Annotated in this window: 10 protein-coding genes; 1 reads left to right on the top strand and 9 read right to left on the bottom strand. The window is 39.2% G+C overall.

The features are described from left to right. Nucleotides 1–592: 592 nt before the first annotated feature. The 7 genes from KV696_RS09385 to KV696_RS09415 form a co-directional block, all read right to left on the bottom strand. Nucleotides 593–6,838, bottom strand: coding sequence for a G5 domain-containing protein (locus KV696_RS09385; protein WP_219967512.1), 6,246 nt, complete (start codon nucleotides 6,836–6,838; stop codon nucleotides 593–595). Nucleotides 6,839–7,341: 503 nt separating this feature from the next. After that, a complete protein-coding gene (locus KV696_RS09390; RefSeq protein WP_000517368.1) occupies nucleotides 7,342–7,737 on the bottom strand; it encodes a YtxH domain-containing protein in 396 nt (131 codons plus the stop codon). Nucleotides 7,738–7,752: 15 nt separating this feature from the next. Then, a complete protein-coding gene (locus tag KV696_RS09395; RefSeq protein ID WP_219967513.1) occupies nucleotides 7,753–8,136 on the bottom strand; it encodes a DUF948 domain-containing protein in 384 nt (127 codons plus the stop codon). Continuing rightward, complete coding sequence (lgt, locus tag KV696_RS09400; RefSeq protein ID WP_000886646.1) at nucleotides 8,137–8,925, bottom strand: prolipoprotein diacylglyceryl transferase; 789 nt, start codon at nucleotides 8,923–8,925, stop codon at nucleotides 8,137–8,139. Then, a complete protein-coding gene (hprK, locus tag KV696_RS09405) occupies nucleotides 8,918–9,853 on the bottom strand; it encodes an HPr(Ser) kinase/phosphatase (protein WP_173233320.1) in 936 nt (311 codons plus the stop codon). The genes lgt and hprK overlap by 8 nt, the downstream gene beginning before the upstream one ends. Before the next feature lie 297 nt (nucleotides 9,854–10,150). After that, nucleotides 10,151–10,327 carry a 30S ribosomal protein S21 gene (rpsU, locus tag KV696_RS09410; protein WP_000048054.1) on the bottom strand — a complete coding sequence of 59 codons (177 nt, stop codon included), beginning with the start codon at nucleotides 10,325–10,327 and terminating at the stop codon, nucleotides 10,151–10,153. Between the two features lie 150 nt (nucleotides 10,328–10,477). After that, the gene (locus KV696_RS09415) at nucleotides 10,478–11,185 is read right to left on the bottom strand and encodes a glucosamine-6-phosphate deaminase (RefSeq protein WP_219967514.1); all 708 of its coding nucleotides are present in this window, start codon (nucleotides 11,183–11,185) and stop codon (nucleotides 10,478–10,480) included. Nucleotides 11,186–11,335: 150 nt separating this feature from the next. Here KV696_RS09415 and queA point away from each other — a divergent pair, with 150 nt between their 5' ends. Then, a complete protein-coding gene (gene queA / locus KV696_RS09420) occupies nucleotides 11,336–12,364 on the top strand; it encodes a tRNA preQ1(34) S-adenosylmethionine ribosyltransferase-isomerase QueA (RefSeq protein WP_125452876.1) in 1,029 nt (342 codons plus the stop codon). An 80-nt stretch (nucleotides 12,365–12,444) separates the two neighbouring features. Here the strand turns inward: queA and KV696_RS09425 are convergent, their stop codons facing one another. Further along, on the bottom strand, nucleotides 12,445–13,305 hold the full coding sequence (locus tag KV696_RS09425; protein ID WP_219967515.1) for a YihY/virulence factor BrkB family protein: 861 nt from the start codon (nucleotides 13,303–13,305) through the stop codon (nucleotides 12,445–12,447). A gap of 27 nt (nucleotides 13,306–13,332) precedes the next feature. Then, nucleotides 13,333–15,387: a cation:proton antiporter gene (locus KV696_RS09430; protein ID WP_219967516.1), complete on the bottom strand. Its 2,055-nt coding sequence runs from the start codon at nucleotides 15,385–15,387 to the stop codon at nucleotides 13,333–13,335. Nucleotides 15,388–15,398: the final 11 nt, after the last annotated feature.

The raw sequence follows: 15,398 nt of genomic DNA on the forward strand, positions 1-15,398 counted from the left end.
GATTATAACACTTTTAACATATTCAATCAAACAAAATAGTGTAAATATGGCTAATTTCACGAATTTTCAGTAAGTTTCAAGAAAGCGCAATCAAGTTATTTATAATAATTAAAAATAAATATACATAACAATAGATATCCGACCCTTAATTTTAAGATATTCTTCAAATAACTACCATGAATATAAATTTATATTATTTTAAGTCAAATTCATAAACTTACGTCTTAGAAACAAATAGATGATAGTTTTAATTAAAAATCCAATCATTGATTCCCTATGCCTATCATTTCAAAGTATATCCTTATACAACGATATTTCTTGAATAGACTATCACCAAATAGGGAACTTTGATTTCAAATGAGTATAGCGGATTGAAGTTGGAATAGTCCAACACGACTCCTAATTCATTTTTAGAAATTGACCAATCGATTTGCGTACATTTTATTTCAATCCACTATCTCTTAGTATTGATACCTACTTTTTCGAGAATACAAGAACAGCCTTGCACCTCTTGAAATGAGGAACAAGGCTGTTGTTATTTTTTTATTTATTGTCCACTTAACAATGAACCATTCATATTTTGACTACATTTTTAGTCTTCTTTTTTCTTTGCAAGAGCAAGTCCGAGACCACCTAGCATACCAAGAAGTCCTAGAGATGCAAGAGCAGCATTTGATTCTGTTCCTGTATTTGGCAATACATTTTGAGAATCATTTGACTTAGCTCCATTATCATTAGTAGTCTTAGTATCTACCTGATCTGCATTCGGAGCAACTGCATCTGGAACTGAAGTTGTTGGTGCAGCTGTATCTTGACCAGAATTTCCATTAGCATCAGGCATTACTGGCACAACTGGAATTGGAGTTGGAGTTGTTAGCTCAGGTGTATCGTGACCAGAATTTACATTAGTATCAGGTGTTACTGGAATTGTATTTGTGTTTGAACTTACTTTTCTGAAAATGTGGGTCATTACTGGTTCATTTTCAGCTATCACAGTTCGTACAAATTCATATCCTGGAATTGATCCATGTTCAGCATCCTTTTCATTGCCTGTCTTAACGGATGATTTCAATACATTTCCATCTTCATCAATCCAACGAACCTCAATCATTAGCTCTGGCAATTCAATTGAAGCCGGTAATACACCATTTTCAAAAATTGTTACCTTAGCTGGATTTTCGACTGGAACTTCCACAGCTGGTTTACCTGGTTCAGTAATCTTACCTGTAGCTGGAACTTTACCTTCTGGTAATTCACTGTTTGGTACTTTACCTTTACCGTCTTCACCGATTGTGACTGTGATTGGCTTGTTACCTTTACCTGGGATTTCTACCGTAGTTCCTGGTGGGTATGTTGAACCATCTGGTTTCTTCGGTGTTACTGTAACATCACCTGTCTTAGGATCTTGTTCTAACTCTACTTTTGGTTCTTTCGTTATTCCATAAGTTCGAACTGTTGTCGGAGTTACCTTACCTGTTTTTGGATCAACTTCATAGGTAGTGGTATCAATTACATCAAGACCTTCAGAATCTTTAGATTGTTCAACCTTAGTTTTCGCACCAACTTTAACGATTGTCTTGCCTGCTGGGGTGACGACTGGATTACCAACGTGTGCTGTGATATGACCGTTCTTTGGATCTACATCGTAAGTGGTTGTAGTAACTGCTTTACCTTTTTCACCCTCAGTACGCTCATCTGGTGTACCGAAGTCTTTTTCAACATCTTTAACGTATTCCACTTCTGGTTCAATCGGTGTTTCTACTACTTTGTCCTTGGCTGCAACTTTAACGACTGTATTCGTTGGTTCTTTCGTACGAACTGGTTTTCCTACACTTGGGGTAATTTCCCCTGTTGTTGGATTTACTTTGTACGTTGTTGTGATAGTATCTTCACCATCTTCACCTTTAACGGTGATTGCTTCAGTACCTTTTTCTTTCGTATCATCTTTTTCGTAACGTACTGATGATGGTACTACTCTCTTCTCAACCGTTGCTTCTTTACTTGTTCCGTAAGTAGTTACTGTTGTTGGAGTCACCTTACCTGTTTTTGGATCAACTTCATAGGTAGTGGTATCAGTCACATCACGACCTTCAGGATCTTTAGAGTGTTCAACCTTAGTTTTCGCACCTACTTTAACGACTGTCTTACCTGCTGGGGTGACCACTGGGTGACCAACGTGCTCTGTAATATGACCGTCCTTTGGATCTACATCGTAAGTGGTTGTAGTAACTGTTTTACCTTTTTCACCCTCAGTACGCTGAGCTGGTGTACCGAAGTCACGAGTATCATCTTTTTCATAAACCACTGCGGGTTCAATTAGTGTGTCTACTACTTTGTCTTTGGCTGGAACTTTTACAACTGTTTCTGTTGGTTCTTTCGTACGAACTGGTTTTCCTACAGTTGGGGTAATTTCCCCTGTTGTTGGATTTACTTTGTACGTTGTTGTGATGGTATCTTCACCATCTTCACCTTTAACGGTGATTACTTCAGTACCTTTTTCTTTCGTATCATCTTTTTCGTAACGTACTAGAGATGGTACTACTCTCTTCTCAACCGTTGCTTCTTTCCTTGTTCCGTAAGTAGTTACTGTTGTAGGAGTTACCTTACCTGTTTTTGGATCAACTTCATAAGTTGTAGTGTTGATAACTTCACGACCTTGGTCATCCTTGCTACGCTCAACCTTAGTTTTAGCCCCAACCTTAACGATTGTTTTGCCAGCTGGGGTGACCACTGGGTTATCAACGTGTTCTGTGATATGACCGTCCTTTGGATCTACATCGTAAGTAGTTGTAGTAACTGCTTTACCTTTTTCACCCTCAGTACGCTGAGCTGGTGTACCGAAGTCACGAGTGTCATCTTTTTCATAAACCACTGCAGGTTCAATTGGTGTTTCTACTACTTTATCCTTAGCCGCAACTTTAACTATTGTTTCTGTTGGATTTACTATTACTGGATTTCTTACATTTGGAGTAACTTCCCCATTGTCTGGATTTACTGTGTAAGTCGTTGTGGTGGTCTTACTTCCGTCTTTTCCTGCAACAGTAATATTTTCTTGACCTCTATCACGACTAGCATCTTTTTCGTATTTTACTGGGGATGGGATTGTTTCTACTTCTACTTTATCTTTCAATCCATTTTCTTTAAATGTTTCTTTTGTTGTATGCTCTATTATGTTTCCATTATCTGGATTTACTGTATATGAAGTTGCTGTCTTCACAATGTTATTTCCATCTTTAGAAGTTACTACTTTATCTTTCGCTGCTACTTTAACGATAGTAGTTGTTGGATTTACTATTACTGGCTCTCCTACATGTGCAATAGCTTCTCCACTGTTTGGATTTAATGTGTAAGTCGTTGTGGTGGTCTTACTTCCAGCTTTTCCTGGGACAGTAATATTATCTTGACCTTTTTCGCGACTAGTATCTTTTTCGTATTTTACTGGAGATGGGATTGTTTCTACGTCTACTTTATCCTTCAATCCGTTTTCTTTAAACATTTCTTTTGCTGTATGCTCTGTGATGTTTCCATTGGTTGGATTTACTGTATATGTAGTAACTTCTTTGACAATGTTATCCCCATCTTTAGAGTATACTACTTTATCTTTTGCTGCTACTTTGATAATTGTATCCGTTGGATTTACTATTACTGGCTCTCCTACATTTGGAGTAACTTCCCCACTATTTGGATTTACTGTGTAGGTCGTTGTGGTGGTCTTACTTCCAGCTTTTCCTAGGACAGTAATATTGTCTTGACCTCTATCACGACTAGCATCTTTTACATATCTCTTAGATAATGGGATGCCTCTTGCTTCTACTTTATCCTTAGCTGGAACTTTAACGATCGTATTAGTTGGTTCTTTCGTACGAACTGGTTTTCCTACAGTTGGGATAATTTCTCCTGTTGTTGAATTTACTTTGTACGTTGTTATGATTGTATCTTCACCATCTTCACCTTTAACAGTGATTGCTTCAGTACCTTTTTCTTTTGTATCATCTTTTTCGTAAACTACTGGAGATGGTACTACTCTCTTCTCAACCGTTGCTTCTTTCCTTGTTCCGTAAGTAGTTACTGTTGTAGGAGTTACCTTACCTGTTTTTGGATTAACTTCATAAGTTGTAGTGTTGATAACTTCACGACCTTGGTCATCCTTGCTACGCTCAACCTTAGTTTTAGCCCCAACCTTAACGATTGTTTTACCAGCTGGTGTGACCACTGGGTTACCAACGTGTTCTGTGATATGACCGTCCTTTGGATCTACATCATAAGTAGTTGTAGTAACTGTTTTACCTTTTTTACCCTCAGTACGCTGAGATGTTGTACCGAAGTTTTTTTCAACATCTTTAACGTATTCTACTTCAGGTTCAATCGATGTTTCTACTACTTTGTCCTTCGCTGCGACTTTAACTATTGTTTCTGTTGGATTTACTATTACTGGATTTCCTACATGTGCAATAGCTTCTCCATTGTTTGGATTTACTGTATAAGTCGTTGTTGTTGTTTTACTTCCGTCTTTTCCTGCAACAGTAATATTATCTTGACCTTTTTCTCGACTAATATCTTTTTCGTATTTTACTGGGGATGGGATTGTTTCTACTTCTACTTTATCTTTCGCTCCCACTTTTACAACTCTAGCTATTGGTATAGTTACGACTTCTGGTTTGCCTTTTGATGGAGTTAGGGTTCCATTTACTGGATTTACGCTATAGGTTGTGGTGACTTTAGTTTTTCCTGATCTCCCTGGAAATTGAACAGTATCAGTACCTTTTGGACTGTTCTCATCTTTTAAATAAACTGTTTTGGGTTCAACTGAACTATACTCAACTAAATCCTTCGCGCCACCTTTATTGACTACTTCTTCCTTATCAGTCGAAGTAAGACTGCCAGTTTTTGAGTTTACTGTGTAGCTTGTTGTCTTCTTAACAACGTCGGCTCCTTTTTTAATGTATTCTACTTCATCCTTGGCTGCGACTTTGACAACTGTTTCTATTGCCGGTTGCTTAACTACTGGTTGTCCTACATGTGCAATAGCTTCTCCATTGTTTGGATTTACTGTATAAGTTGTCGTTACTGTACTAGTGCCTGGAGTACCAGATACTGTGACTTTTGCTTCTTCTTTAGCCCTTGTGGCGTCTTTTTCATAACGAACACTTGGATCAAGTGGTGTAACGACAACCTTAGCCTTGGCACCATCTTTCTTAAACACTTCATCAAGTGTATTTTTAGTAATCTGTCCTGTATCAGGATCTTTCATACTCACAGTTGTTGACTTAATGATGTCATCTCCGCTTTTACTGTATACAGTAGTTTCTCCAACTTTTTCTACAGATTTAACTGTTGTAATTTTTTTATCTTGATAACCTGTCCCATCTAAGGAAATTCGTTTCCCAGACATAAACTCTGATCGTCTATTAATCAGATCGGCTTCAAAATAAGAACGTGAACTATGACCTCCGCTTGTCCGTCCAACATTTATAACAACATCACTATCATTGCTGACACCTTTTCTTATCGTCGAATCATTATCAACAATATAATGAGTCATTTTACCAGACTTAGCTATTTTTTTGCTATCTAAACCTTTTTGCCAAAATTCAGATGATGAGAAATAACTTGTCCTCACTTTTGGGGCATTAAAGGTTGTTCCTTTTTTTAAGACATTATTATAAAAGTTTCTATAAGCCCGCTGGTCTTTAGAAGACATGACTCTGCTGTCAGAATATGCCAACTGATAGGCTTCAACCATTGCCCGTTGTACCAAATATCCTCCTAAAGAGTGTCCTGTCAAATAAAGATTGGTAATACTCTTATCTTTAGCTAGTTCGCGCATGATATTTTCTGCATCGTTCCCTTGCTGAGGATTGCTTCCTACTCCAAGTACTCCATCAGCCACAATATCTTTGGCATCACTTGTTCCACGAAAGGCTAACACTTGTGCAGTTCCATTTGGTAAATATAAGAAATCACTCTTAGTTTCATACAAGACAGCATCTAGTCCACTGGATGTATGATAGCTTTTCTTTCTTTTCCAATAAGGAGCTAATTCCCTATTCATCATCATGTATTCATAGCGTGGTTTACTTTCGCCTTTCTTTTTGTATAAATCCGCCTCTGTTAATTGCTTCTTATTATTTAAAACTTTATCAATATAATCATCATCACGGTAAGACAATTCCATGAACATAATCATATCGCGCTCACTGACATTCCATTTTAATTTTTCATCTGGCTTTTCTTTACTGTCAATAATACCATCACCATCAGTATCTTCTAACATAGGATGACTATTATAGCCTACATACTTTTTTCCGTCCTTTTCATAAATATAAAGTTCTTCTTTATCCTTCAAGTAATCTTCATCTGTATAAGCTTCTGGACTTAACTTAGGGCCGTTTAGTAACAAACTGTCAAGCTTATTACCTTCTGAACCGATTACTCCTGCTTTTATTTGCTTAGCATACTCATCAGTTAATTCATACTTTTTAACCTCGGAAGGATTGGATGCTGCTCTCACCTCTGGAGTGCTTGATCTGTCTTCACCCGCCACGGAAGCCCTTGTGATCAAGCTATTATTTTCCTTATCCCCAGATGTACCGAGTTCTGTAGTCCTTGTAGATCTTATTGGAACATCTCTGGTATCTAACTCAGAAGCAGGATTATTTTGATTATCTGGTATAGGTTGAACTGCTTCTCTTTTCTCCACAGAAGATGGGGAATTTTCCGTAGAAGCAAGCACTCCCTGAGATGGTGTAAACAAGGCAATTCCTATTAATACAGAAGCCACTCCAACAGAAAACTTTCGAATCGAAAAACGTTGACGTTTATTAAAAATATCTTTCATTTTACCAACTTTCTTTCTAACTATTTTTTACAAAATAGAGGCTTCTAATATTTTACATAGACAGAATACTAAATCGTTTCTTGACTAAAATTTTAGAGCTTTTCCTCTACTTCATCATAAACTACCACATTGATTTCTAATCATAGAAAATGGATTGCTTAATATTACTAAAATATCAGTAAAATATAAAAAAATGTAATACTCAATGAAAATCAAAGAGCAAACTAGGAAGCTAGCCGCAGGCTGTACTGGAGTACGGCAAGGTGAAGCTGACGTAGTTTGAAGAGATTTTCGAAGAGTATAAATATTTCACTTCCAACACTGCCATTATACCATAAAAATTCATAACACTCATGTATTTAAAAAAAGTTTATTAAAAAGCCTTTAAAATCAAAAAACACATAATATCAAGTATTGAAAAAACTTGATATTATGTGTTTTATTGTAAAAAGATTTACTTCATTTTTTTCCTAGAATTGAGTTTTTGCCCAGTCTCATCAAATCTAGATTTTTTCTTCTTTGATATCAATCACAATCTCTTCTGCTTGGTCAAGAATTTCTGCCTTTTCTTGCCATTGCTCCTTGAGGTTATTGAATTGATTTTTTGATGCTTCTGTTGCTTGACGAGCACATGATTTGGCTTGAGCAAGTACACTGTCCACAGTGATTTCACCTGACTCTACCTGTTCTTTGGTTTTCAGAACAAAATCTGTAGCCTGATCCTTAACTTCTGTCAGTTTTTCACAGACCTGCTCCTTGGCATACTCCGGATCTTCTCTCAAATCATCTAGAAAATCTTGAGCCTGACTGCAAACTTGTTTGCCCTTGTCGCTTGTTAAAAACAAGGCAAGAGCTGCACCTGAAACGGTTCCTAAAAGGATTGAGGATAGTTTACCCATAAGGATTCTCCTTTTTTATTTTTTGAAAAATTTACTTGCAAGACGAAGAGCTGACAAACTTGCACCGGTCTTGAGTGTTTTTGAACCAGCTGAGGAAGCTTTCTTGCTCAAGACACGCGCATGGTCATTGAGGTCTGAAACAGATAGAGATAAATCTGCGACAGCATTAAAGAGTGGATCAATCGTTGCCACCTTGACATTGATATCATCTGCCAAGACATTGACCTTAGCCAGCAATTCATTGGTATGATGCAAGGTCACATCCACATCTGAAGTCAAGGTTTTAATCGCCTTCTCTGTTTCATCGATAACACGACCAAGCTTTTGTACAGTAATGATTAGATAGACTAAAAAGACAATCAAAGCTAGGGCAACAAGAATATATGCAACTTCTAACATTTATTTTTCCTCCTCTGTAACATAGTAAGGGGCCTTCTTTCGATTTTGATAAAGAATGATAAAAATACCGAGACCGATAAGGATAACTGATAGCCATTGAGACACTCGAAGGCCAAAGAACATGAGACTATCTGTCCGCATACCTTCGATGACCATACGACCAAAACCATACCAAATCAAGTAGAAAGCAGTGATATGACCTCGTCTGAGACTCTTCCATTTTCGTCTCAATATCAAAATCAAGGCAAAGCCAAGTAGATTCCATAGAGACTCATAAAGGAAGGTCGGTTGACGGTAGCTCCCCTCAATATACATCTGATCACGGATAAAGGCAGGTAGATAATCCAAATTATCCACTGCTGCACCATAAGCTTCTTGGTTAAAGAAATTGCCCCAGCGACCCAAACTTTGGGCAATCATAACGCTAGGCGCTGCAATATCTAGAAAATCCCAAGTATTGATAAGTTTACGATCAGCAAAGATATAAAGTACAATAGCCCCTGTAATCAAACCACCGTAAATAGCCAAACCACCATTCCAAATGGCAAAAATCTCTCCCAAATTCTGACTATAGTAATCAAAACGGAAAATAACATAGTAGAGACGTGCTCCTAAAATAGCCAAGGGAAAGGCTATCAAGATAAAATCTAAAATATCGTCTGGTATGATCTTCTTTCTAGGCGCTTCTTTCATGGTCAAATAAACCGCAAGAATCAAGCCTGTCACAATACACAAGGCATACCAACGAATGGCTAGAGGACCTAGATGAATAGCAATTGGATCAAGCATTAGGCACCTCGTTTTGAGCAATGAGATTTGTCAAGCGTTCTTCGAACAAACGGGTCGCATCAAAGCCCATTTCCTTGGCACGATAGTTCATAGCAGCTGCCTCAATCACGACAGAGATATTACGACCTGTTTTAACTGGGATGCGGATACGAGGAATGGCTACGCCAGAAATTTCTAGTTCCTCTGGATTGTTGCCAAGACGATCAAAGGTCTTATGTGTATCATAGTTTTCCAAATAGACAGCAAGTTGAACCTGTGAAGAGTCCTTGACCGCACTCGCACCGTAGAGACTCATAACATCGATAATCCCAACCCCACGAATTTCAATCAGGTGTCTCAAGATTTCAGCCGGTTCACCCCAAAGAGTAATCTCATCCTTGGCAAAGATATCGACACGGTCATCAGCTACCAAGCGGTGACCACGTTTGACAAGTTCTAGACCTGTCTCACTCTTACCGATTCCACTATCGCCCTGAATCAAGACACCCATCCCATAGATATCCATCAAGACTCCATGCACACTGGTACGTTCTGCCAAACGAGAATCCAGATAGCTAGATAACTCTCCAGACAAACGACTAGTAGCCGTACGGCTGGTTAAAATGGCAATCTTACATTCTCTGGCTGCCTTTAACATCTCCTCTGGAACCACCAAACCACGGGCAACAATGACCGCAGGTGTCTCAGGTAGAAACATTTTTTTCAAAACTTCATAACGGCTGTTGGAAGGCATGCTGATCAGATAAGACCACTCCTTCATCCCCAAGAGCTGGATCCGTTCTGGCGTGTAGTAGTCAAAATAACCTGTCATTTCAAGACCAGGTCGCGTAATATCCGCTGTATTGATTTCCTTTTCAAGCAATTCTGGTTCGCCATAGACAATGTCTAGTCTAAGCTTTTCAATCACTTCTTTTACTAAAACCGACATCATTTCCTCCTTCAATCGAGTTCTTTTTACTATTATATCAAATTGTGGGAGGAAGTTTCAGATTTTTGCAGGCTTTGAAGTATTTATTTATACTCAATGAAAATCAAAGAGCAAACTAGGAAACTAGGAAACTAGGAAACTAGCCGCAGGTTGCTCGAAGCACTGCTTTGAGGTTGTAGATAAGACTGACGAAGTCAGTCACATATATAATCCAAGGCGACGTTGACGAGGTTTGAAGAGATTTTCGAAGAGTATTGAAAGAAAAAAGACTAGATTTCTCCAGCCTTTCATTTCTAATTAGAATTTTTTACGTTTACGAGCTGCTTCTGATTTACGTTTACGTTTTACAGAAGGTTTTTCATAGAATTCACGTTTGCGTGTTTCTTGAAGAGTACCAGCTTTAGTAACCGCACGTTTGAAACGACGAAGTGCGTCGTCAAGAGATTCATTCTTACGTACTACTGTTTTAGACATTTTTTTCACTCCCTTCAAGTTCAAGATCTATTCTATTTTACACGTAAAAGGAATAATTGTCAAGAAAAAATGCGGTTTAATTTTGATTTTTTCTGCCATTTATACAAGTCTTGAAAGCACTCAGCAGAACATACTGAACGGTTCCATTTTTTATTTTTCAAGTAAGCTAAGCGCTTCAGCATCTGCGATGATGGTCACATCTGGATGATTTTGCAAGCTACTTGCTGGTAGATTCTCAGTTACTGGTCCAGACACTGTTCCGGCAATGGCTTCTGCTTTTGATGCACCGTAAGCAAAGAGAAGAATTGACTTAGCATCCAAGATATTTTTAATCCCCATTGAAATGGCTTGGGTTGGAACGTCTTCAATCTTGTCAAAAAAGCGCGCATTAGCTTCGATAGTAGACTGGTCAAGTTCTACTAGATGCGTTTGACTGTCAAATGGGGTACCTGGTTCATTAAATCCGATATGTCCATTGCGACCGATTCCCAAGATTTGGAGGTCAACAGGATGGTCAGCCAAAATTTGGTTGTAGCGTTCAACTTCAGCTTCAGCATTGTCCTTAACCCCACGAGGCAAGAAACTTTCTTTAAATGGTTTTTGATTAAACAAGTTTTCTTGCATGAAGTAACGATAAGACTGTGGATTGTCACCATCAAGGCCTACATATTCATCAAGGTTGACACTAGTTAGATTTGAAAAATCAAGGTCACTTTCAACAATTTCCTTGTAAAATTCTAGTGGGCTACTTCCTGTCGCAAGTCCTAGGGTTTGAGCTCCATTGGCCAATTTATCCTTCAAAATATCAAAAGCAACTTTTCCACCTTGAACTTGGTTTTCAACTTTAATGACTTTCATCTTTTCATCCTCCATTTCTGTCTATATTTATTATATGGTATAGACCAATTTTTGTCAAGTGAAAACGATTTAATTTCTAAAAAAAGAGCGTCCAAACTTGAAACATGTTATAATGGATAAGATTAGAACTTAGAAAGAATGAACAGAAATATGAATACAGCTGATTTTGATTTCCACTTGCCAGAAGAATTGATTGCCCAAACGCCCCTTGAAAAACGAGATGCCTCTAAACTCCTCATTGTCAACCGTGAGACGGGAGAAATGCAGGATAAACACTTCCACTCTATTATTGATATGCTGGAACCAGGTGATGCCCTTGTTATGAATGACACCCGCGTTCTCCCTGCCCGCCTCTATGGCCAAAAGGAAGAAACTGGAGGTCATGTGGAACTTCTCCTGCTGAAAAATACTAATGGAGATGAGTGGGAAGTTCTGGCTAAACCTGCCAAACGCCTCAAGGTTGGCACTCGTGTCAGCTTTGGTGACGGCCGTCTCAGCGCTGTCGTTACGGAAGAATTGACCCACGGGGGCCGTATCGTCCGCTTTGAATACCAAGGAATTTTCCTAGAAGTCTTGGAAAGTCTGGGAGAAATGCCATTACCACCTTATATCCATGAAAAATTGGATGACCGTGAACGTTATCAAACTGTCTACGCTAAAGAAAGTGGCTCTGCTGCAGCACCGACTGCTGGTCTTCACTTCACCAAAGAACTGCTAGCAGAAATCCAAGCTAAGGGTGTTCATCTAGTCTATCTGACTCTTCATGTCGGACTCGGAACCTTTAGACCCGTTTCAGTTGACAATCTGGACGAACACGAAATGCACTCAGAATTCTACCAACTTTCTGAGGAAGCTGCTGCCACCCTTCGCTCTGTTAAGGAAAATGGTGGTCGCGTCATCGCTGTCGGAACCACTTCTATCCGCACCTTGGAGACTATTGGTTCTAAGTTTGATGGGCAAATCCAAGCAGATTCTGGCTGGACCAATATCTTTATCAAACCTGGCTACGAATGGAAGGTTGTAGATGCCTTTTCAACCAACTTCCACCTACCAAAATCAACTCTGGTTATGTTGGTTTCTGCCTTTGCTGGCCGTGAATTAGTCTTAGACGCTTATCACCATGCCATTCAAGAACACTACCGCTTCTTCAGTTTCGGTGATGCCATGTTTATCTATTAATTTTCATAATCAAAAAAGCGCATATTATCAAGGTTTTATAAAGCCTGATAGTATGCGTTTTGTAATGGATAAAAAATGAGTTAATTTATTCTCAAGCTCTTATCTTTCAAACTCTGAACACTGGCATTGATCACCGCTCCGACAATTAAAATCTTAGCTATGAGAATAAACCAGAACATCATGACTACTACAACAATAGAACTGAAAAAACGGACGTCCACTAGGTGATTGACATAATTGTTAACATAGACTGAAAAGATATTGAGAAGTAAGGCCAGAGTTAACAAGACAAAGGTGCTACCTGGCAATACAGATCGAATCCTTCGCACCTTAACATTGGGTAGAAAATAGTAGAGCATGACCAGGATGGCAAAAATCAAAGCATAGACCAAGGGGCCTGTCAGATCCTGTAGATAATCAAAGAGAGGACTATCCGATTTCCAGTAGCTCTTGATAAGGTTGAGAAGCATTCGACCAAAGACACTCAGAAAAAGAGCTAAGGCAAAGAGAATCTGCAGACCAAAACTGACAAACAAACTCATGAGTTGATGAGAAATCATCCCACGATTTTTAGCTACTCCGTAAGCTTTATTAAAGGCTTTCTGTAGGAAATTCATGGATTTTGAAAAGGTCCAGAGGGCTGATAAAACCGCAAAACTCAATAAGCCTGTTGAAGGTTGGGTCAGCACTTCTGTAATAATCTTTGCGACCACATCATACATGCTTTCCGGCAAGAATTCATTGACAACCTTTAAAAAATTAGAAACTGGAATCCGAAAATAAGGGAGGATATTAACCACCACCAAAAGAAGTGGAAAAATCGAAATCAACCAATAGTAGGCTACTGCGACACTGGTCAACTCACTATCTGATGCTTGATAATAATGCAAAAAAGCTTTTACTAAAGGCTTGTCTATCAACTCTTTCCACCACTTCTTCATGTCACACTCCTTCACTTATAATCTTGATTAATTTCTTCTTACCAATTCCATCATATCATAAGGCAGGGTATTGGCAGCTTCCTTCAAGGAATAGTTTTCTAAATTATTGACATTTTGTCGTAACTTCTTGGCATACTTGGTCGTAATCAATCGTTTTTCTTCATATTCGAATATCAACTTGCGCTCCAGATAATAGCCTCTCAGCATTTCATCAATATTGTTGGGTTTGACACGATTGATAACCCGTTCGACAAAGGCACCACTAGTGATGATAGCTGTTTCACGGAGACGAGAATCTTGCATGAAGCTGATTAAAGAACTCTTGTAAACACCTTTTAGGTTCTCCAAACTTTCGATAATCATCTCTGTATTTTCTAGATAGAGCTCTGCAATTTGATCATAGTCAAGGGCTCTGAGTTTCTGTGATTCTTCATTTTTCCAACTGCGGAAGGTCTTGCCAAAGGTAAAGACTTCGTGTAGGAGAAAACGTAAAATCCGCAAGGAAACAAGGAAATAATAGGTCAATCGTGACGCAAACTTACGATTGATACTTTGTTCCATGTTTTTCAAATAACGTTGGTAAACCCGATAAGCACGCTCACTCATCTTGCCTTCTTCGTAAGCCTGTTCTAAACCATCACTTTCAATACTGAGGATGAGAAGTTTTAAGGCCTCCCAGTCTTCTTGAGCCCCCTTATTTTCTTGACTCAGGATGAGATTTTCAATACGTCCATGATAATTGTCAATAGCCGCATAGAGAGGGAGCTTATTTCTGGTATCTTCCAACTCTTTTTCCAACTCTAGCGTTACTTCATTCAAAATGGCGATATGCATGAGATAGTCCTTGCTTTCTTCCTGTTCATCAGAAAGATGAGGCAAGACCACGAGGCCTGTTAAAAAGCTGACAAGCGTCACACCTGCGACAAGGAAAAGTAAGAGAGGATACTTCTGTTCTAGATTACTTGGTATCAGAAGGATTGTAGCAATCGACACGGTTCCCTTGACACCTGAGAAGGTCAAGAGAAGCATGTCCTTTATATACTTATTTAGCTTTTTCTTTAGGCGTCGTGTTCTGTAGGCATAATAGCCATAAATCATGACAAAACGAATGGCAAAGAGGACAAAGGTCAGGGCGACAAGAGATCCCAGCAAGAGCAGAGGATTGTAGATTGGATTGGTCAAGATAGGTTCTGCTATCATTTCCAACTCCATCCCTAAAATCACAAAGACAGAACCGTTGAGCATAAAGTTCACTGTATGCCAGACCGTCTCAGTCACCGTATCCACTTGGGCTTCGAGGAGCGTAATTTTCTTAAAACGGCTTGCCTTTAAAATCCCTGCAACTACAACGGCAATAATCCCTGAAACATGGACTTCTTCTGCCAGGAAGAAGGTTACCAGAGGCAAACTCAATTCTAATAAAAGTTCGCTGGCAATATCCGTTGCGCGCACACTTAGCAAGAATGTGTGGAGGAAACGGTTGGTCATGGCTGTTAAAAAGCCAATCAAAAAACCGCCTAGGATTGAAAAGATGAGCGAACTACTCGCTTGCCCCAGGGAAAAGGCTCCAGTTGTCCAAGCTGTCAAAGCTACCTGAAAGGCAACCAAGCCAGAAGCATCATTCAAGAGTCCTTCACCCTTAAGAATATTGGACACGCGCTTTGGAAAGCTAAACCGCTCCGAAAGAGAGGCAAAGGCCACCAAATCCGTAGGCCCAAGAGCTGCCCCAACAGCCAAGCAAGCTGCCAAGGGAAGATTGAGCCAAAGAAGATGGGCCAAGCCACCCAAACTCAGGGTCGAGATGAAAATCACTGGAAATATGAGATAAACAATGATTCGCCAGTGTTTTAAAATAGCTGTAATGTCCGCTTCTTCCGACTCTCTGAAAAGCAAAGGCCCGATAACCAGTGCCAAAAACAACTCCGTATTGAGGTGAAAGTCGGTATTGGGTAAAAAGAGACCAATCACAATTCCCAAAAGAATTTGCACCAAAGGGAGAGGCAAAAAGGGCAGGAGCTTATTGGTTGTACTCGAGACAATCAAGACCAGTAAAAATAGGATGAGGTAAATCAGTAATTCCACGCAATTCCTCC

The sequence above is a fragment of the Streptococcus humanilactis genome (assembly GCF_019448275.1).
GTDB classification, from domain to species: Bacteria; Bacillota; Bacilli; order Lactobacillales; family Streptococcaceae; genus Streptococcus; species Streptococcus humanilactis.

Bases quoted from the DNA above. Each gene is read 5' to 3' on its own strand.
- rpsU (WP_000048054.1), bottom strand. From the start codon at position 10,327: ATGTCTAAAACAGTAGTACGTAAGAATGAATCTCTTGACGACGCACTT.
- queA (WP_125452876.1), top strand. From the start codon at position 11,336: ATGAATACAGCTGATTTTGATTTCCACTTGCCAGAAGAATTGATTGCC.
- hprK (WP_173233320.1), bottom strand. From the start codon at position 9,853: ATGTCGGTTTTAGTAAAAGAAGTGATTGAAAAGCTTAGACTAGACATT.
- KV696_RS09395 (WP_219967513.1), bottom strand. From the start codon at position 8,136: ATGTTAGAAGTTGCATATATTCTTGTTGCCCTAGCTTTGATTGTCTTT.
- KV696_RS09415 (WP_219967514.1), bottom strand. From the start codon at position 11,185: ATGAAAGTCATTAAAGTTGAAAACCAAGTTCAAGGTGGAAAAGTTGCT.
- KV696_RS09385 (WP_219967512.1), bottom strand. From the start codon at position 6,838: ATGAAAGATATTTTTAATAAACGTCAACGTTTTTCGATTCGAAAGTTT.
- lgt (WP_000886646.1), bottom strand. From the start codon at position 8,925: ATGCTTGATCCAATTGCTATTCATCTAGGTCCTCTAGCCATTCGTTGG.
- KV696_RS09425 (WP_219967515.1), bottom strand. From the start codon at position 13,305: ATGAAGAAGTGGTGGAAAGAGTTGATAGACAAGCCTTTAGTAAAAGCT.
- KV696_RS09390 (WP_000517368.1), bottom strand. From the start codon at position 7,737: ATGGGTAAACTATCCTCAATCCTTTTAGGAACCGTTTCAGGTGCAGCT.